This window comes from Kitasatospora sp. NPDC040550, assembly GCF_055594965.1.
This window is the reverse complement of record NZ_JBVIWC010000004.1, coordinates 58729-76624: the sequence shown is the minus strand read 5'-3', so window position 1 is coordinate 76624 and position 17896 is coordinate 58729. Positions and strand designations below refer to the sequence as shown.

The following is a 17896-nucleotide window of genomic DNA, read 5'->3' as shown; positions in this document are numbered from 1 at the left end:
CGCGCGGGTTCTCACCCGACGCCGGGCGAAGCACCCACGCGGATACACCACTGCCGCGCGAACCCACAGGATTCGCGCGGCAGCAGGTTGACGAATGGGCCCGTCGGTCAGACGTTGAAGCCCAGCGCCCGCAGCTGGTCGCGGCCGTCGTCGGTGATCTTGTCCGGGCCCCACGGCGGCATCCAGACCCAGTTGATCCGCAGGTCCTGGACCAGGCCGTCGGTGGCGGTCTTGGCCTGGTCCTCGATGACGTCGGTCAGCGGGCAGGCCGCCGAGGTGAGCGTCATGTCGATGGTGGCCACGTCGGACTCGTCGATGTGGATGCCGTAGATGAGGCCCAGGTTGACGACGTCGATGCCCAGTTCGGGGTCGACGACGTCCATCAGGGCCTCGGTCAGGTCCTCGACCGAGACGGTGCCGGCGGTGGTGCCGACGATGACGGTGCCGGTCTGCTCCTCCGCAGTGGAGGGGGTTTCGTCACTCATGGTCTTGTCCTCCTCTGCGGGTCAGTCGTTCACGGCGGGGTGGTTGGCGAGCGCCTGGGCGGTGGCGTCCTTCCAGGCCATCCAGCTGAGCAGGGCGCACTTGACGCGGGCCGGGTACTTGGAGACGCCGGCGAACGCGACCGCGTCCTCCAGCACCTCCTCGTCGCCCTCGCCCTGGCCCTTGCTCTGCATCAGCTCCAGGAAGGCCTCCTGGACGGCCTGCGCCTCGCCGACGGTCTTGCCGACGACCAGCTCGTTCAGCACCGAGGCGCTGGCCTGGCTGATCGAGCAGCCCTGGGACTCGTACGAGACGTCGGCGACGGTCGCGCCGTCGAGCTTCACCCGCAGGGTGATCTCGTCGCCACACGTCGGGTTGACGTGGTGCACCTCGGCGTCGCCGTCCCGCAGCCCCTTGCCCTTCGGGTTGCGGTAGTGGTCCAGGATGATGTCCTGGTACATCGAGTCGAGCTTCATGATCGTCCTGCCCTGTCCCGTCAGCCGAAGAAGTTCCGGACGTGGTGCAGGCCGTCGATCAGCGCGTCGACCTCGCCCGGCGTCGAGTACAGGTAGAACGACGCCCGCGTGGTCGCCGGAATTCCGTACCGGAGGCAGACCGGACGCGCGCAGTGGTGTCCGACGCGCACGGCGATGCCCTGCTCGTCCAGCACCTGGCCCACGTCGTGCGGGTGGATGTCGCCGAGGGTGAAGGAGATCGCGGCGCCGCGGTCCACGGCCGTGCGCGGGCCGATGATCCGCAGGTCGGGGACCTCCAGCAGGCGCTCCACCGCGTACTCGGTGATCGCGTGCTCGTGTGCGGCGATCTTGTCCATGCCGATGGCCGACAGGTAGTCGATGGCCGCGCCGAGCCCGACCGCCTGGGCGATCGGCGGGGTGCCGGCCTCGAACTTGTGCGGCGCCGGGGCGTAGGTGGACGAGCCCATGGTGACGGTCTCGATCATCTCGCCGCCGCCGAGGAACGGCGGGAGGTCCTCCAGCAGCTCCTGGCGGCCCCAGAGCACGCCGATGCCGGTCGGGCCGAGCATCTTGTGGCCGGTGAAGGCGACGAAGTCGGCCTCCAGCGCCTGGACGTCGAGCACCATGTGCGGCGCGGCCTGCGAGGCGTCGATGACGACCAGCGCGCCGACCGACTGGGCCTTGCGGACGATCGTCTCGACCGGGTTGACCGTGCCCAGCAGGTTGGAGACCAGGGTGAAGGAGACCACCTTGGTCTTCTCGGTGATCAGCTCGTCGATGTCGGACAGGTCGAGCCGGCCCTCGTCGGTGAGCCCGAACCACTTGAGCTTCGCACCGGTGCGCTGCGAGAGCAGCTGCCACGGGACGATGTTGGAGTGGTGCTCCATCTCCGTGATCACGATCTCGGAGTCGGCGTCGACCTTGTACGGCTCGTCGGCCCAACCGAGCATGTTGGCAACGAGGTTGAGCGACTCGGAGGCGTTCTTGGTGAAGATCACCTCGTTGCGGCTCGGCGCGTTGACGAAGGCCGCGACCTTGTCGCGGGCGCCCTCGTACAGTGCCGTGGCCTCCTCGGCGAGCACGTGCACGCCGCGGTGGACGTTGGCGTTGTGCCGCTCGTAGTAGGCGGTCAGCGCCTCCAGCACCTGGCGCGGCTTCTGCGAGGTCGCCGCGTTGTCCAGGTAGACCAGGGGCTTGTCGTCGTGGAGCAGCCGCTGCAGGACCGGGAAGTCCTTGCGGATCGCGTCGGTGTCCAGCAGGCCGGACAGCGGGGTATGGGTCACTCGGAAGCGCCCCCCTTCACATACGCCTCGTAGCCCTCGTTCTCCAGCTTGTCGGCCAGCTCGGCGCCGCCGGACTCGACGATGCGGCCGCCCGCGAAGACGTGGACGTAGTCGGGCTTGATGTACCGCAGGATGCGGGTGTAGTGGGTCACCAGCAGGGTGCCGACCTCGCCGGTGGAGCGGACCCGGTTGATGCCCTCGGAGACGATGCGCAGCGCGTCGACGTCCAGGCCGGAGTCGGTCTCGTCGAGGATCGCGATCTTCGGCTTGAGGAGCTCCAGCTGGAGGATCTCGTGGCGCTTCTTCTCACCGCCGGAGAAGCCCTCGTTGACGTTGCGCTCGGCGAAGGCCGGGTCCATCTGCAGGGCGGCCATCGCCTCCTTGACCTCCTTGACCCACAGCCGCAGCTTGGGGGCCTCGCCGCGGACGGCGGTGGCGGCGGTGCGCAGGAAGTTGGAGACCGAGACGCCGGGGACCTCGACCGGGTACTGCATGGCCAGGAAGACGCCGGCCTTGGCGCGCTCGTCGACGGACATCTCCAGGACGTCCTCGCCGTCCAGCAGCACGGTGCCGCCGGTGACGGTGTACTTCGGGTGGCCGGCCAGCGAGTAGGCCAGGGTGGACTTGCCGGAGCCGTTCGGACCCATGATGGCGTGGGTCTCGCCCTGCTTCACGGTCAGGTCGACGCCCTTCAGGATCTCGCGCGGGCCGTTCTCGGCCTCGACGGAGACGTGCAGGTCGCGGATTTCAAGGGTTGCCATGTGTACTCAGGACTCCTGGTTGACGGAGACGAGCACATCGTCCCCTTCGATCTTTACGGGGTAGACAGCGACCGGCTTGGTGGCGGGCAGGCCGGAGGGCTTGCCGGTGCGCAGGTCGAAGCTGGAGCCGTGCAGCCAGCACTCGATCATGCAGTCCTCGACCTCGCCCTCCGAGAGCGAGACGTTCGCGTGCGAGCAGGTGTCGTTGATCGCGAACACCCCCTCGTCGGTGCGGACGACCGAGACCGGCACGCCGTTGAGGTCCACGCGCTTGGGCACGTCCTCCTGGAGGTCGCTCAGCGCGCAGGCACGCAGGAAACTCATCGGGATCAGACCGCCGCTTCCAGCTCTGCGTCGATCTTCACCAGGAGCTGCTCCTGGACCTCGGCCACCCCGATCTGCTGGAGCAGCTCGGCGAAGAAGCCGCGGACCACCAGGCGGCGGGCCTCCTCGGCGGGGATGCCGCGGGCCATCAGGTAGAACAGCTGCTCGTCGTCGAAGCGACCGGTCGCCGAGGCGTGGCCGGCGCCGACGATCTCGCCGGTCTCGATCTCCAGGTTCGGGATCGAGTCGACCCGGGCACCGTCGGTGAGCACCAGGTTCCGGTTGAGCTCGTAGGTGTCGGTGCCGACGGCGGCGGCGCGGATCAGCACGTCGCCGACCCAGACCGCGTGGGCGTCCTGGCCCTGCAGCGCGCCCTTGTACGCCACGTTCGACCGGCAGTGCGGCGTGTCGTGGTCGATGACCAGGCGGTGCTCCAGGTGCTGGCCGGCGTCGGCGAAGTAGAGGCCGAACAGCTCGGCCTCGCCGCCGGGGCCGGCGTAGTTGACCCGCGGGTGCAGGCGGACCAGGTCGCCGCCGAAGGTGACGACCACGGACTTGAACGAGGCGTCCCGGCCGACCAGCGCGCTGTGCTGGGCGACGTGGACGGCGTCCCGGTCCCAGTCCTGCACGGAGACGAAGGTGAGCTTGGCGCCGTCGCCGACCAGCAGCTCGACGTTGGCGGCCCGGGTGCCGGTGCCCTCGTGGTTGAGCACCACGACGGCCTCGGCGAACGGCTTGACGTCGATCACCACGTGGGCGAAGCGGACCCCGCCCTCGGCGCGCACGTCGATCTTGACCGGCTCGGTCAGCACCGCGTCCTTGGGGACGGTGACCACGAGCGCCTGCTCGAAGGCGCTGAACGCCTGCGCGGCGACCCGGTCGACCGGCGTGCCGGCCTTGCCCAGCCGGGCGTCGTCGCGGCCGACGGTCTCGGCGGTGACGCCGTCCGGCAGCGCGAACTCGACCTTGTCCGCGCCCCGCTCGCCGGCAGCGGCGGCGGTGCCGTCGTGCAGCCCGGCGAGACGGTGCAGCGGGGTGAACCGCCAGTCCTCCTCGCGGCCGGTGGGCACCGGGAAGTCGTTCACGTCGAAGGACGGCTTGACCGCGACGCGCGCGTCGATCGGCTGATGGACGGTGGTCCGGCCGGTGCCGGGGCCGGCGAGCTGCGCGCCCGCGCCGGCGGTGCCGACCTCGATCGAACCGGCGGTGGTGGAGCCGGTGGTGTTCTGAACGTCAGCCATGGCTGTTCGTAGTGCTCTCTTCCTCAGAAATTCCGGATGGATGGCGGCGGTACGGCCGGTCGTCAGCCGACCGCGCCCTCCATCTGCAGCTCGATCAGCCGGTTGAGCTCCAGCGCGTACTCCATCGGCAGCTCGCGCGCGATCGGCTCGACGAAGCCGCGGACGATCATCGCCATCGCCTCGAACTCGGTCATGCCCCGGCTCATCAGGTAGAACAGCTGGTCCTCGCTGACCTTGGAGACGGTCGCCTCGTGGCCCATGGACACGTCGTCCTCGCGGACGTCCACGTACGGGTAGGTGTCCGAGCGGGAGATGGTGTCGACCAGCAGCGCGTCGCACAGCACGTTGGACTTGGCGCCCTTGGAGCCCTCACCGATCTCGATCAGACCGCGGTAGGAGGTCCGGCCGCCGCCGCGCGCCACCGACTTGGAGACGATGTTGGAGGAGGTGTTCGGCGCCATGTGCACCATCTTGGCGCCGGCGTCCTGGTGCTGGCCCTCGCCCGCGAAGGCGATCGACAGGGTCTCGCCCTTGGCGTGCTCGCCCATCAGGTAGACAGCCGGGTACTTCATGGTGACCTTGGAGCCGATGTTGCCGTCGACCCACTCCATGGTCGCGCCCTCGTACGCCACGGCGCGCTTGGTGACCAGGTTGTAGACGTTGTTCGACCAGTTCTGGATGGTCGTGTAGCGGCAGCGGCCGCCCTTCTTGACGATGATCTCGACGACCGCCGAGTGCAGCGAGTCGGAGGAGTAGATCGGCGCGGTGCAGCCCTCGACGTAGTGGACGTAGGCGTCCTCGTCGACGATGATCAGCGTCCGCTCGAACTGGCCCATGTTCTCGGTGTTGATCCGGAAGTAGGCCTGGAGCGGGATGTCGACGTGCACGCCCTTCGGCACGTAGATGAACGAGCCGCCGGACCACACCGCCGTGTTCAGCGCGGCGAACTTGTTGTCGCCGGCCGGGATGACGGTGCCGAAGTACTCCTTGAAGATCTCCGGGTGCTCGCGCAGCGCGGTGTCGGTGTCCAGGAAGATGACACCCTGCTCCTCCAGGTCCTCGCGGATCTGGTGGTAGACGACCTCGGACTCGTACTGGGCGGCGACACCGGCGACCAGGCGCTGCTTCTCCGCCTCCGGGATGCCCAGCTTGTCGTAGGTGGCCTTGATGTCCGCGGGCAGGTCCTCCCAGGACTCGGCCTGCTTCTCGGTGGAGCGGACGAAGTACTTGATGTTGTCGAAGTCGATGCCGGTGAGGTCGGAGCCCCAGGTCGGCATGGGCTTCTTGCCGAACAGCTTGAGGCCCTTGAGCCGCAGGTTCAGCATCCACTCGGACTCGTTCTTCTTCGCCGAGATGTCGCGGACGACGTCCTCGCTGAGCCCGCGCTTGGCCGCGGCACCGGCGGTGTCCGGGTCGGCCCAGCCGTACTCGTAATTGCCGAGGCCTTCGAGCTCGGGGTGCGAAACGGTGTCAGTCATGCGAGCTTCCTAACGCGCGGACGCTGAATCTTCGGTGGACGCGGAGTTTTCATGTACTGGCAGTCGGCGCCGCATCGGAACCGTGGCCCGCGGTGCGCTGGGCGGGCGACGATGCGACACCGGGTGCCGGCACATAGGTGGTGCAGACCCCGTCGCCGTGGGCGATGGTGGCCAGCCGTTGCACATGGGTGCCCAGGAGCTGGGAGAAGACCTCGGTCTCCGCCTCGCAGAGCTGCGGGAACTGCTCGGCGATGTGCGCGACCGGGCAGTGGTGCTGGCAGAGCTGGGCGCCCGCCGGGGCCTTGGCCACGGCCGACGGGACACGCCGCACCGTGGCAGCGTACCCGTCCGCGCTCAGCGCCTGGGCGAGGGCCTCCGGGCGCTCCTGGACCTCGGCCTGCCGCAGGGTCTCCAGGTACTTCTCGGCCTGCTTGCCGAAGCGGGCGCGGGCGAAGGCGGCGACCGCCTCCTCGCCCGCCTCGCCGCCGCCCACCGAGTCCGCGATCCAGCGCAGGGCGTCGGCGGCGAGCTGGTCGTACGCCTGGTAGAAGGCGTCCCGACCGGCGTCGGTGAGGGCGAAGACCTTGGCCGGGCGGCCCCGGCCCCGGCTGCCGTAGACCCGCTGTTCGCGGGACTCGACCAAACGGGCGGCGGCCAGGCCGTCGAGGTGGCGGCGGACGGCCGCGGCGGTGAGGCCGAGCCGGGTCGCCAGGTCGGCGGCGGAGGAGGGGCCGTGGTCCAGGATCGACCGGGCGACCCGGTCCCGGGTGGCCCGGTGGCCCTCCAGCAGCACCTCGGCCGCCGTCACGGGCACGTCACAGCCGGGGGCCGACTCGGCCTCCTGCTGCGGGGTGTGCTCGCGCATGTTTTTCACAACACCAGTGTTGCGTAATTACTTCCGACAGGACAAGCCGTGATGCAGGCCTCACTCGTGTCATCTGTCACGCAGGCAAGCCTTACCTGACCTGCGTAAACGATCACCAAGGCCGGTGTCCGGCCCGCGCGTTCGGCCCTCTTAGACTCGCCGGTATGAACCCCGTACCCGCGGTCCAGGTCGCCGGGCTGGTCAAACGCTACGGTGACAAGGTCGCGGTGGACGGCCTCGACCTGACCATCGCGACCGGCGCGATCACCGCCGTCCTCGGCCCCAACGGCGCCGGCAAGACCACCACCATCGAGACCTGCGAGGGCTACCGCCGCCCCGACGCCGGCACCGTCCGCGTCCTCGGTCTCGACCCGGTCGCCCAGAGCGCCGCCCTGCGGCCCCGGATCGGCGTGATGCTCCAGTCCGGGGGCGTGTACGCGGGCGCGCGCGCCGTCGAGATGCTCCGGCACACCGCCAAGCTGCACGCCCACCCGCTGGACGTGGACGCCCTGGTCGAACGCCTCGGCCTCGGCTCCTGCGGCCGCACCACCTACCGCCGGCTCTCCGGCGGCCAGCAGCAGCGGCTCGCCCTCGCGATGGCCGTGGTCGGCCGCCCCGAACTGGTCTTCCTGGACGAGCCCACCGCCGGCCTCGACCCCCAGGCCCGCCGCGCCACCTGGGACCTGGTCCGCGACCTGCGCCGGGACGGCGTCACCGTGGTCGTCACCACCCACCACATGGACGAGGCCGAACAGCTCGCCGACCGCGTCGCCGTCGTCGACCGCGGCAAGGTCATCGCCGACGGCACCGTGACCGAGCTGTGCCGCGGCGGCGCCGAGGACGCCCTGCGCTTCGACTGCCCGCCCGGCCTCGACCTCGCCCCGCTGCTCGAGGAACTGCCCGCGGGCGCCACCGCCACCGAGACCGCCCCCGGCAGCTACCGCGTCGAGGCGCCCCTCGACCCCAGCCGGCTGCTGGCCACCGTCACCGGCTGGTGCGCGGCCTCCGGCGTCCTGCCCGAGCGGCTGGCCGTGCAGCGCCGCAGCCTCGAAGACGTCTTCCTCGACCTGACCGGACGGGAGCTCCGCTCGTGAGTACGTACGCGCCGAAGCCCGGCGCCGCACCCGTCAGCCGGATGCTGCTCGCCCAGACCGCCTTCGAGACGAGGATGCTGCTGCGCAACGGTGAGCAGCTGCTGCTCACCGTGGTCATCCCGACCGTGCTGCTGGTGCTGTTCTCCGCCGTGGACGTCGTCGCCGTGGAGGGCCCCGGCAAGCGGGTCGACTTCCTGGCCCCCGGCCTGCTCGCACTGGCCGTGATGTCCACCGCCTTCACCGGACAGGCCATCGCCACCGGCTTCGAGCGCCGCTACGGCGTGCTCAAGCGGCTCGGCGCCAGCCCGCTGCCGCGCTGGACGCTGCTGACCGCCAAGACCGGCTGCGTCCTGGTGACGGAGATCCTCCAGGTCGCCCTGCTGTCGGTGATCGCCCTGGCCCTCGGCTGGTCCCCGCACGGCAACCCACTGGCCGTCGCCGCCCTGCTGGTCCTCGGCACCGCCGCCTTCTCCGGCCTCGGCCTGCTGATGGCCGGCACCCTCAAGGCCGAGGCCACCCTGGCCGCCGCCAACCTGGTGTTCATCCTGCTGCTGCTGGCCGGCGGGGTGATCGTGCCGCTGGGCAAGTTCCCGGACGCCGTACGGTCGGTGCTGGAGCTGCTGCCGATCTCGGCACTCTCGGACGGGCTGCGCTCGGTGCTCCAGCACGGCGCCGGGGTGCCCTGGTCGGACCTCGGGATCCTGGCCGGCTGGGCCGTCCTGGGGCTGGCCGCGGCCGCCCGGTTCTTCCGCTGGGAGTAGCCGCCTCCCCGTCGACGCCCGACGCCCCCGACCTCAACAGGTCGGGGGCGTCGGGCATTTCAGCCGATCATCGGGGGTCAGCCCTGGCTGCCACCGCGCCGCTTGCGGGCGAGCAGCACGAGCGCGCCACCGACCAGCAGCACGCCGCCACCGGCCGCCGCGATCATCGGGGTCGCGTCGTTGCTACCGGTCTGGGCCAGCGCCGGGGCGCTGGTGCCGGGCACCGGGGCCGGGGCGGCCGGGGTCGTCCGGCTGGGGGTGGGGCTGGCCGACAGGGTCCCGCTCGGGGTGGGCGTCGCCGACGGGGTGCCGGTCGGCGTCTGCGTCGGGGTCGGGGTGGGGGTGGGGGTCTTGGTGGGGGTCGGGGTCGGCGTGGGGGTCTTGGTCGGGGTCGGGGTCGGCGTCGGGGTGTGGCACGGCGCGATCGTCTTGGTCTCGTCGATGTTCCACCCCTTCTCCGCCGGGGTCTCGGTGGTCTTGACCACCAGGTGGGCGACGATCGGGGCGTCGTGGTCCTTCACCGGGTACTTGCCGTGGAACTCCGCCGGGAACCCCTGGGCGTCCAGGACCTTCTCGTCACCGATGGTCAGGCTGACGGTGTTCTTCACATCAGGCTTGGGGCTGTAGTTGATCAGGTCGACCACGACCTTGTCGCAGGTCACCGACCAGGTCGGCACGTGCGCCGAGGCGTTGGTGGCCAGCGCCAGCGGCAGGAGAATTCCGGCCGCCGCCGTGCCGGCGAGTGCCGCCGCGCCCATCCGAATGTGCCGCTGCTGTCGCGCCATTACCCTGTTCCCCTCCGAACGGTCGTACGCAGCAGGCGGGTTGAAGTGGTTCGCGGTGGCCCACTACGACATGTCCGGGGGACTCTACCGGCACTTCCGTACCTCGCCACACCCCGCCGTACGACCGGATTTCGTCTGTCCGTGCGTTCCTGGATGTGCTCGACCAGCCCATCACAGCCGCCACCTCGCAGAACGCGAATTCGGCGAACTTGAATGAACTTGGTCACTTTCAGAACAACGGCGCCCCCGGTGATCAGGTTCAATCACCGGGGGCGCCCTGTCGACACGTCGACGAACAGTCGGACCACTCAGGCCGTTCAGGCGTTTCAGACCTCTCAGGCCTCTCAGGCCTCTCAGGCCCGCTTCGCGACCTTGCGCCGGGCCGCGACCACGATCCCGCCGCCAGCCGCCAGCACCACGGCGCCGCCGATCGCCAGCGGCAGCACCGGACCGGAGCCGGTGTGCGCCAGGTTGCCGCCCTCGTTCGACGGGGCGGACGGGCCGGCCGAAGCACCACCCGGCACGGCCGCCGAGGAAGAGGCGGAGGAGGAGGACGGACCGGCCGAGCCGCTCGGGCTCGGCTTGCCGGTCGCCGGGGCGCTCGGGGAGCCGGACGGACCGGTCGAGGCGCTCGGCGTCACCGGGGTGGTCGGCGTGCCGGACGGCGTCACCGGCGGGGTGACCGGCGGCGTGGCCGGGGTGGTCGGCACGACGGTGCCGGGCAGGCAGCCGGTGAAGGGGTAGTGGTGGGTCTCGGCGCCGCCCTTGCCGGTCAGCGAGGCCGCGATCACCGAGCCGTTGACCGGGCCGCCGCTGCCGAGCTCGAAGGCGGCGTTGGGCGCGAGCACCGTCCCGGCCCAGGCGGCCTTGCTGTTCTTGACCACCGTGGTCGCGGTCGGGAAGTTCCAGAGCAGCTTGGCCCGGATCGCGCCGCCCGCCGCGCTCTGGTTCTTGTCGTCCAGCAGGAAGGCCGACCTGCCCTCGTCCCACAGGTGGAAGCCGGTGGTCCCGGCCGCCGCCATGTCGTACGAGCCGCCGGTCACGTTGATGACGGTCACCGAGCCGGCCGGCACCTTGACGAAGACGTCCTTGGCGCCCTGGAGCTTCCCGGCGTCGACGGTGAAGCTGTTGTACGTGGCGTCGCCACCGGCGAAGGTCAGCTCGGTGCCCTTGGCCTGGACGGTGGCCCCGGCGGTCTGCGGCACGGCGGCCAGCGCGGTGGAAGCGGCGCGCAGCTTGGCGAACTCGGCCTTGAAGTCGATCGGCGAGGCGCCCTGGGCGATCTTGCCCTGGTGGGCCTCGACCACGGCACCGTCGGCCTTCGAGCCGTAGACGCCGTTGCCCTTCATCACCTGGGTGTTGTGGCCGGTGATCTTGCCGGCCACGACCAAGGCGTTCCTGCCGGGCAGGGCGTCGACCTCGGCGGCGGTCAGCTCCTGGCCGATGGAGAACCCGCCGGTGAAGTCGGCGTTGCCGCCGACGGCGACGGCGCCCTCGGCGTCGGGGGTGTGGGTGTCGTCGCCCTCGATGAACTCGCCGTACAGGTTGGCGACCCCGAGGGTGCGGCAGTCCTGATCGGTACCGACGGCCTGGGCGGCCGGAGCGATCAGGCCGGCGAGTGCGAGCGAGCCGCCGACCGCGAGCGCGGCGGCGGAGGTGGATATGCGCATTTGCGGGTCTCCGCTGGTGCGGGAGGAGTGGGAGAGGCCCGAAAAAGGTATGGACCAATCCGCACTCTTTCGGCCAGACGGGTGAATGGTCAAGACCACTGACCGCCTTGTCCGAACAGTCCGCTTTGATCACCGGCGGCCGCACCCCGCGCCCCGCCCCAAGATCGCCCGTAAGGCCGCCTACGATGGAGCCCGTGCTGAACCCCTTCTCCCTGCTCGCCGAGCGCTGGCAGCCCTCCGCCGCGATGGTCCGGCGCGCCACGTTCGCCGCGCTGGTGATGAGCGTGGTGATCGTCGTCACCGGCGGCGCCGTCCGCCTCACCGCCTCCGGCCTCGGCTGTACCACGTGGCCCCGCTGCACCGCCGAGAGCCTGACGCCCACGGCGGAGATGGGCTTCCACGGCATCGTCGAGTTCACCAACCGGATGCTCACGTACGTGCTGAGCGCGGCGGTCGGCTGGGCGATCCTCGCCGCGCGCTGCCACCGCCCGTGGCGGCGCAGCATGACCAAGCTCGGCTGGGCCCAGTTCTGGCTCGTGATGAGCAACGCCGTCCTCGGCGGCATCACGGTGCTGACGGGCCTCAACCCGTACACCGTGGCGCTGCACATGATCGCCGCGATGGCGCTGGTCTGGGTCGCCCTCCTCATGTGGGAGCGATCGAAGGAAGGAGACGGCGCCCCCAAGCTCAACGTGGCCCGCCCCATCCACCAGCTCTCCTACGTGCTGGTCACGGTGGTCGGCCTGCTCGTCGCGGCGGGCACCCTGGTCACCGGCGCCGGCCACCACCCGGGCACGCCCCAGGACAACAAGATCGTGCCGCGCATCCCGATCGACTACGACCGCCTCGCGCAGTTCCACGCAGACCTGGCGTTCGTCTCGGTCGGCCTGACCATCGCGATGATCTTCGTCTTCGCGGCCATCAAGGCCCCCCCGGCCGCCAAGGCCCGCACCAAGGAACTCCTCGCAGTCCTGCTGTTGCAGGGCCTCCTCGGCTTCATCCAGTACTTCACGGATGCCCCCGAGCTCATGGTCGGCCTCCACATGTTGGGAGCGTCCCTGACCTGGATCGCCGCCCTCCGCATCCCCCTCGCCCTCCGCACCCGCGAGACGCCGGAGGTCGCCGACCAACTCCCCACCCAGACCCCCCAGGCCGCCGCAGTCTGAGCACCACCGAAGGCCCCATCCGAATCGGATGGGGCCTTCGCCGTCACGGCCAAAGGCGGCTAGCGCACCACGGGGATCTCTCCGGAGCGCCAGTCGGCCAGCCGCTTGCGGATGCTCGACACCATCGGCAGCCCGTCCGTCTCGGCCGGGGTGAACCACGCCACCTCGTGGGACTCATCGGACACCCGCAACTCCCCACCGAGCGGGCGTCCGAGGAGGCAGATGGAGAACTCCTGGCGGACCTCGCCGTCGTCATAGGCGAACACATGGCCCGGGTCGGTGTAGGTGCCGACGATCCCGGTGATCGCGATGTCGATGCCGGTCTCCTCACGGGTCTCGCGGACACCGCAACCAGCGAGCGACTCCCCGATGTCCATCCTGCCGCCGGGCAGCGCCCACATCCCGTTGTCCGTGCGCCGCTGGAGCAGGACCCGGCCCGCATCGTCGACCACGACCACGGACGCGGCCGGGACCAGCGAGTTCGCCTCGGGCGCGTTCGGGTCATTCTCGTAGTCACGCCTCGACACGATCCACCACCTCCGCTGCCGGGATCGTCCATACGTCCCGCCCCTTCGCCCACAAGTCCTCGACGTGGCCCACGAAGCGATCGAACACGCCGTCGCCCTGGCGGCGCGGCCGGGCTCACCCCCAGCGACTCGGCAGGCCTGCCGAGTCGCTGTTCGACCTCAACCAGGGCGTCCTCGGTGCATCCAGTTGCTTCACCGACGCTCCCCAGGCCCCGGTCATCCCGGATCTCGAACGTTGTGCCCCCTTGAACTGGGGCGTGGCAACGATCACTACAACTCAAGCGGCAATGGGGCCATCGCCGTGTCACAACGCCAAGTGCCCGGCCCTTGCCGAAGGCTCGCTTCGGATACTCAGGCTCGCCATCACGTTGGCCAGCTTCCGCTTGCTCGTGACCCAGTCCGGATCACCGGCAGCGACCGCCTGCTGCACCGTCCCCAGAACAGCTTCGTTGGCCTCCGCCGGCCGAGCCAGGCGTGCCCGCATGAAGAGCTTGAAGAGCGCGGGCAGCTGGTCCGGCCGGGTTGTTGTCTTCGCTTTCAGGGAGAAGAGCGGGAGGAACCACTGCTCGAAGGTATCCGAAGTCGTCTGGGCGGCCTGGTGCAGCTCGTACATCGGCTGCAGGCTTGCCCTGTGGTGGTACGGAATGCGGCCGTGCAGGGCGTACTGGAGCCGGATGCCACCGTGTTCGCGGAAGTGCTGGCCGTGGGCGGCGATGTGGTTGGCGGCGTTCTCGGTGATGGTCATGACGGCCGTGTCCGCTTCGTGCCGCCGGGCTGCGGCGAGGACGGTGGCGTGGATACCGACGCGCGGATCGAGAACGAGACCGTTGAGGCCGAGAGGCGCGAGGTCGATGCCGTGGTCGCGGGTTCGGGAGAGGATCAGCCGCTCGGCGACATTGCCAGCGGTGTGCTGGAGGTGCTTGGGCTGTTGACGATGGCTGGCGTGGATGTCCGTACGGTCGAGGACGGGGCGGTCCTTGGCGAGTTCGGCGACGAGGTGGCGGCCCGTACGGTCCTCGGTGTCAGTGCTGCCACAGACGTTGCAGGGGTGGCCGCCGGTGCCGGTCATGTGGCCGCAGGCCCGGCAGGTGGGGAGGGTCTCGCGGCTGATGGTGAGGGCGCCGGCGCGGAGGTTGGTCTCGATCATCTCCAGCGCGAGGTTGGCGACCTCCGCGTCGGTGTCGGTCAGGATGCCGCCCGCCGGAAACCCGCCGGGCGTGTACTTGTCGGCGATCAGCTCGGCCTCGAACCGCTGGCGAGGGATCATCGAGCCCTCCGCCTGGAGGTGGCGGAGGTCTCCGGCGAGGGTGACGGTGTTCCACAGGTGGGGTGCGGGCGGTAGGCCCAGGATGGCGTTGAGGGCGGCGGCGAGGCGGATGCCGACGGCCTTACCGGGCCGGGCGGCGAAGGTGAAGGGCCCGTTCTGGACGGGCCCGTTGAGGAAGAGGTATCGCACGGGCTCCTCCTAGATCGGCGGGGTGGTGGTTCCCGTCCGAGCGAACCGGCCGTCGTGCAGCTCGTAGTGGAGGATCGCGGCGTTGGGCATCGTGCCCTTCCGCTCCTCGGCGAGGATCTCGGGCAGGGTGCGGAGCTCGAGCAGGGATCGGAGCGCCACCGCGGCGGTCTGGTGGGTGAAGGCGACGACGGTGCGCGATTCCTGGAGTTCGGCCCGGGCGAGCGCGGCGAACTCGGCGGCCCGGTTGAGTACGCCCTCGGCGAGTGACTCGCCATCGCCCGGCGCGGTCCAGGCGTGCTTGCGCAGGCGGCGGTCCTCGGCGAGTGCGGGGTAGTTGTCGTAGAGCTCGCGCTTGGTCATGTAGGTGGCGTCGCCGTAGTGCTGCTCGTCCAGGAGCGCGGTCTGCCGGGGCCAGTCGTCGGGGAGGTCGGGCATGGCGATCGCGGCCGTGTCGATCGCTCTGCGGTAGGTCGACGTGTAGACGTGCGGCTCGGAGCCCGCGAGCTGCGGGAGGACCTCGGCGAGCCACTGGGCCTGCCGGAAGCCGCGCGGGGTCAGGCCGACGATGGTGCGGGAGATGGCGTGAGCGGCGGCTCCGCTGTAGGGGCGGGGGTCCTGGTAGAAGCCGTGGTACTTGTCGGCGTTCTCGACGGACTCGGCGTGCCGGATGACGAGCAGGGACATGGCCGCGGCGGGTCCTATCCGGCGAGGTTGGCGACGTACGAGCCGCTGATGGCCCAGGGGGTGAGTTCGATGCCGAAGCCGCTGTGGTCGCCGTCCTGGGTGTGGACGAGCTTGCCGGACAGGTGCACGGTGTCGCCGGACCTGAAGGCGCCGGTGTAGGCGCCGAGGTACGAGCGCATGTGGGTGATCCGGCGGGCGAAGGAGTCGGCCTCGTCGATGGTCGAGTTGAGGATGGTCCGGACCTTGATCCCGTAGACGGCGGGGGTGGTGAGGCCCTCGGCGTGGTCGGTGATCTTCGCCAGGAGGGAGATCTCACCGATCTCCTTGGAGGAGATGCGGGCGAAGGTCCTGTCGAGGTCGGAGCGGATGGGTTCGCAGTTGATGTGCGCGCCGGCACCGGCGGTCAGCCCCTGGAGCTTGCGGCGTTCCTGCTTGATGAGGGCGTCGAAGGAGCTGCCCTCCATGTACTTGGCCCGGCGGAGGTACAGCCGGGTGAGGTCGTCTCCGTCGTACGGCCGGATCAGGTCGGTCTGCTGGAACAGTTCCTGGGCGGCCTGGTAGCCCTCGGGTCCGTAGCAGACGAGGTCGATGTCGGAACGTTCGTTGAAGCAGCCGACGAGGAAGGAGCCGGTGACGCCGATCAGGCCCTGGGCGTGGTTCGCGGCGATCCACTCGGTGATCGCCAGGAGGTCCTTGCCGGCCGGGTTGTCGGCGACCGTGCCGGGATCCTCGTGGATGGCAGCAAGGGCCTGGCGGCAGGAGTAGTGGACGGCGACGTCCTCGCGCGGGATGCCGGTGATGACGCAGCCGAGGGTGTCGGAGTAGACGTAGCACTCCGGCCTGCCGGCCAGGATGCCGAAGGACTTCGACACGACGCTGTTCTGCCGGTAGGTCCGGCCGAAGAGCCGGCGGTCGCCCTTGTCGTCGGGGTGGTACTTGACGTAGCCGAGGTAGTGGCTGCCGGGGTGGCTGTCACCGATGACCTTGAAGACGACGCCGTGGTGGTCCATCAGGTAGTCGCGGTCGCGGACGGCGGGGACCGGCCTACCGGTGCTCAGCGGCGAACCGTTCCAGAGTGGGGAAGGTGCCGGTGTCGATGGTGTTGCCCGACTCATACTGCTCAAGTCCCATCGTGAGAAGGGCGCGGCGGTACTGCCACTTGATGTGCTTGTCGTGCCGGGTGGGGTCGGTGGGCCGCATGAGGGCGAGGAAGAAGAAGCACTTGACCAGCAGGAAGTCGCCCAGGTGCTCGCTCACCCGCTGCCCGATCAGGGACGCGGTGGTCTCGTCGAGGGCCGCGGTGTAGGCGGCGCGCTGTTCCGGGGTGATCGTGTAGCCCCTGCCCCCGCCTTTGAAGGCCACGATGTCGAGCGCGGGGTAGACGTCGTAGCCCAGCGGGACCGGTCCGTGGTGCTGCCAGTCGATGACCCCGGCGCGGAGGATGTTGGGCAGGCCGTAGTCCAAGTGCCCGCGCACCATCGGAAGTCGGGTCAGTCGGCCGAGGGCCCGCTTGACCGCCTCGCGGACGCGCGGGGTGTCGAGGTCCGGGTTCTCCTCGAAGACCTCGGCTGCGAAGGCCGCCTTCTCGAACCACGATGTCGCGGGCAGGGGGTGCCTTGCCTGGGCCTGCATGAGCTTCGACGAGACCGTAGCGGCCGTACTGATGACCCGGTAGCTGACCTGCCCGTCCCGTCCGGCGTCGGCCAGGGCCTCCTCGTGCAGCGAGTTGTCACCGATGGCGCGCTCGACGACGAAGTAGCCTCCGCCCTCGGACCCGCTGTCGACAATCTCCGGCACCGGGTAGCCGAGGCCGGCGGCCAACTGCTGGAACTCGGCCTCTGCCCGTAGGTCGTCGCCACCGGTCCGCTTGTAGAGCAGGCCATCAGCCGACCTCCACACCGTACCTTCGCCGGCGGTTCTGTCCTTCACGAACTCCCAGTCACTCATTCATCCATCCTTGTTCAGAGCCGAGTTGGCCCGGGCCGGACACAACCGTGCCGAGCGGACTGTGCGGCGCCCCACGGTCCACTCGATAGTTGCGCACCGCGCGGGACCCGGTCACCGCGTACGGGGACGACTCAGGGACGTCCTGGGACGTTTTCCAGCAGAGCGAGGAGGCCCGCCGTGTCCGACAGGTCCGGCAGGACCACTGGGGCTCCCGCCGCTTCCAGCACGGCCCGACTGTGGATACCGGAAGCGACCGCGATGATCCCGGAGCCCGTGGTGAGGGCAGCCTCGATGTCTCGTGGTGTGTCGCCGACCAGGACGACGGGGGCGTCACCGGGCAGTCCGCGGTAGCGCTGGACACGCCGCCGAGCAACGGCGACCAGATCGCGACGCTGTTCTGCGTCAGCACCGTATGCCCCGACGGACAGATCCAACAGCGGGTCGAGGCCGAAGGCCCACAGCTTCACACGAGCGTTCGCTGCGATGTTGCCGGTCAGCACCGATGACACCCAATCAGCCTGGGACGACACGGCCTTGAGGGCATCGAGCACGCCCGGAAGTGCCGTCCCGCGCCGGCGCAGTTCGCCCAAGCGCTCCGCACCGGCCTGGGTGAGCGCAGCCTCGACGGTCGGCCAGTCGGGCTCCCGGAGATCGTGCCGACGAAACATGTCGCGCATGATCAGGCGATCAGTGCGCCCCTCCGTCGACGCTCTCACAGCCGGCGGGGCTCCGGTCAGCACGGTGAATGCGGCGGCGTAGATCTCCTTGCTCACCCCGGCGTTCTCGATGAGCGTGTGGTCGATGTCCCACAGGACGATGAGCTGCATCCCGCCAGCGTAAGCACCTTGATCGCGCGTCAGCTCAAGCCGGAACGCTCACCACGTCCTTGCACGGC

Annotated in this window: 19 protein-coding genes; 3 read left to right on the top strand and 16 right to left on the bottom strand. The window is 70.0% G+C overall.

The features are described 5' to 3' along the window. Positions 1–107: 107 nt before the first annotated feature. The 8 genes from ACZ58X_RS08060 to ACZ58X_RS08025 form a co-directional block, all read right to left on the bottom strand. A complete protein-coding gene (locus tag ACZ58X_RS08060; RefSeq protein WP_259316762.1) occupies positions 108–485 on the bottom strand; it encodes a metal-sulfur cluster assembly factor in 378 nt (125 codons plus the stop codon). Positions 486–506: 21 nt separating this feature from the next. Next, a complete protein-coding gene (gene sufU / locus ACZ58X_RS08055) occupies positions 507–959 on the bottom strand; it encodes a Fe-S cluster assembly sulfur transfer protein SufU (protein ID WP_470332805.1) in 453 nt (150 codons plus the stop codon). Positions 960–979: 20 nt separating this feature from the next. Further along, on the bottom strand, positions 980–2242 hold the full coding sequence (locus ACZ58X_RS08050; protein ID WP_470332804.1) for a cysteine desulfurase: 1263 nt from the start codon (positions 2240–2242) through the stop codon (positions 980–982). Beyond that, positions 2239–3003, bottom strand: a complete 765-nt coding sequence (gene sufC / locus ACZ58X_RS08045) for a Fe-S cluster assembly ATPase SufC (protein WP_188303623.1) — start codon at positions 3001–3003, stop codon at positions 2239–2241. The genes ACZ58X_RS08050 and sufC overlap by 4 nt, the downstream gene beginning before the upstream one ends. Positions 3004–3009: 6 nt before the next feature. Continuing rightward, the gene (locus ACZ58X_RS08040; RefSeq protein ID WP_350506658.1) at positions 3010–3327 is read right to left on the bottom strand and encodes a bifunctional 3-phenylpropionate/cinnamic acid dioxygenase ferredoxin subunit; all 318 of its coding nucleotides are present in this window, start codon (positions 3325–3327) and stop codon (positions 3010–3012) included. A 5-nt stretch (positions 3328–3332) separates the two neighbouring features. Continuing rightward, the gene (gene sufD, locus ACZ58X_RS08035; RefSeq protein WP_470332803.1) at positions 3333–4568 is read right to left on the bottom strand and encodes a Fe-S cluster assembly protein SufD; all 1236 of its coding nucleotides are present in this window, start codon (positions 4566–4568) and stop codon (positions 3333–3335) included. A 62-nt stretch (positions 4569–4630) separates the two neighbouring features. Then, positions 4631–6046: a Fe-S cluster assembly protein SufB gene (gene sufB, locus ACZ58X_RS08030; protein ID WP_049650590.1), complete on the bottom strand. Its 1416-nt coding sequence runs from the start codon at positions 6044–6046 to the stop codon at positions 4631–4633. Between the two features lie 49 nt (positions 6047–6095). Next, positions 6096–6911: a helix-turn-helix transcriptional regulator gene (locus ACZ58X_RS08025; RefSeq protein WP_470332802.1), complete on the bottom strand. Its 816-nt coding sequence runs from the start codon at positions 6909–6911 to the stop codon at positions 6096–6098. A 164-nt stretch (positions 6912–7075) separates the two neighbouring features. On the opposite strand from ACZ58X_RS08025, the gene ACZ58X_RS08020 reads away from it, so the two are divergent. Further along, positions 7076–8005: an ABC transporter ATP-binding protein gene (locus ACZ58X_RS08020; RefSeq protein ID WP_470332801.1), complete on the top strand. Its 930-nt coding sequence runs from the start codon at positions 7076–7078 to the stop codon at positions 8003–8005. Between the two features lie 41 nt (positions 8006–8046). Further along, positions 8047–8766 (top strand): ABC transporter permease, encoded by a 720-nt coding sequence (locus ACZ58X_RS08015; RefSeq protein ID WP_470333095.1) that lies wholly within the window; start codon positions 8047–8049, stop codon positions 8764–8766. A 77-nt stretch (positions 8767–8843) separates the two neighbouring features. On the opposite strand, the gene ACZ58X_RS08010 is transcribed toward ACZ58X_RS08015, so the two are convergent. Both ACZ58X_RS08010 and ACZ58X_RS08005 read right to left on the bottom strand, forming a co-directional pair. Beyond that, the gene (locus ACZ58X_RS08010; RefSeq protein WP_470332800.1) at positions 8844–9551 is read right to left on the bottom strand and encodes an LAETG motif-containing sortase-dependent surface protein; all 708 of its coding nucleotides are present in this window, start codon (positions 9549–9551) and stop codon (positions 8844–8846) included. 353 nt (positions 9552–9904) lie between these two features. Continuing rightward, complete coding sequence (locus tag ACZ58X_RS08005; protein ID WP_470332799.1) at positions 9905–11221, bottom strand: choice-of-anchor A family protein; 1317 nt, start codon at positions 11219–11221, stop codon at positions 9905–9907. A 185-nt stretch (positions 11222–11406) separates the two neighbouring features. Here ACZ58X_RS08005 and ACZ58X_RS08000 point away from each other — a divergent pair, with 185 nt between their 5' ends. After that, the gene (locus tag ACZ58X_RS08000; RefSeq protein ID WP_470332798.1) at positions 11407–12387 is read left to right on the top strand and encodes a COX15/CtaA family protein; all 981 of its coding nucleotides are present in this window, start codon (positions 11407–11409) and stop codon (positions 12385–12387) included. A 59-nt stretch (positions 12388–12446) separates the two neighbouring features. Here ACZ58X_RS08000 and ACZ58X_RS07995 read toward each other — a convergent pair whose 3' ends face one another. From ACZ58X_RS07995 to ACZ58X_RS07970, 6 genes are all read right to left on the bottom strand, one after another. Then, positions 12447–12914 carry an NUDIX domain-containing protein gene (locus tag ACZ58X_RS07995; protein ID WP_470332797.1) on the bottom strand — a complete coding sequence of 156 codons (468 nt, stop codon included), beginning with the start codon at positions 12912–12914 and terminating at the stop codon, positions 12447–12449. A gap of 304 nt (positions 12915–13218) precedes the next feature. Then, positions 13219–14370: a hypothetical protein gene (locus ACZ58X_RS07990; protein WP_470332796.1), complete on the bottom strand. Its 1152-nt coding sequence runs from the start codon at positions 14368–14370 to the stop codon at positions 13219–13221. 9 nt (positions 14371–14379) lie between these two features. Then, on the bottom strand, positions 14380–15054 hold the full coding sequence (locus ACZ58X_RS07985) for a histidine phosphatase family protein (RefSeq protein ID WP_470332795.1): 675 nt from the start codon (positions 15052–15054) through the stop codon (positions 14380–14382). Between the two features lie 14 nt (positions 15055–15068). Beyond that, positions 15069–16064, bottom strand: a complete 996-nt coding sequence (locus ACZ58X_RS07980; protein ID WP_470332794.1) for a nucleotidyltransferase domain-containing protein — start codon at positions 16062–16064, stop codon at positions 15069–15071. A 34-nt stretch (positions 16065–16098) separates the two neighbouring features. Continuing rightward, on the bottom strand, positions 16099–17001 hold the full coding sequence (locus ACZ58X_RS07975; RefSeq protein ID WP_470332793.1) for a phosphotransferase: 903 nt from the start codon (positions 16999–17001) through the stop codon (positions 16099–16101). A gap of 131 nt (positions 17002–17132) precedes the next feature. Then, positions 17133–17828 (bottom strand): HAD family hydrolase, encoded by a 696-nt coding sequence (locus tag ACZ58X_RS07970; protein ID WP_470332792.1) that lies wholly within the window; start codon positions 17826–17828, stop codon positions 17133–17135. Between the last annotated feature and the right edge of the window lie 68 nt (positions 17829–17896).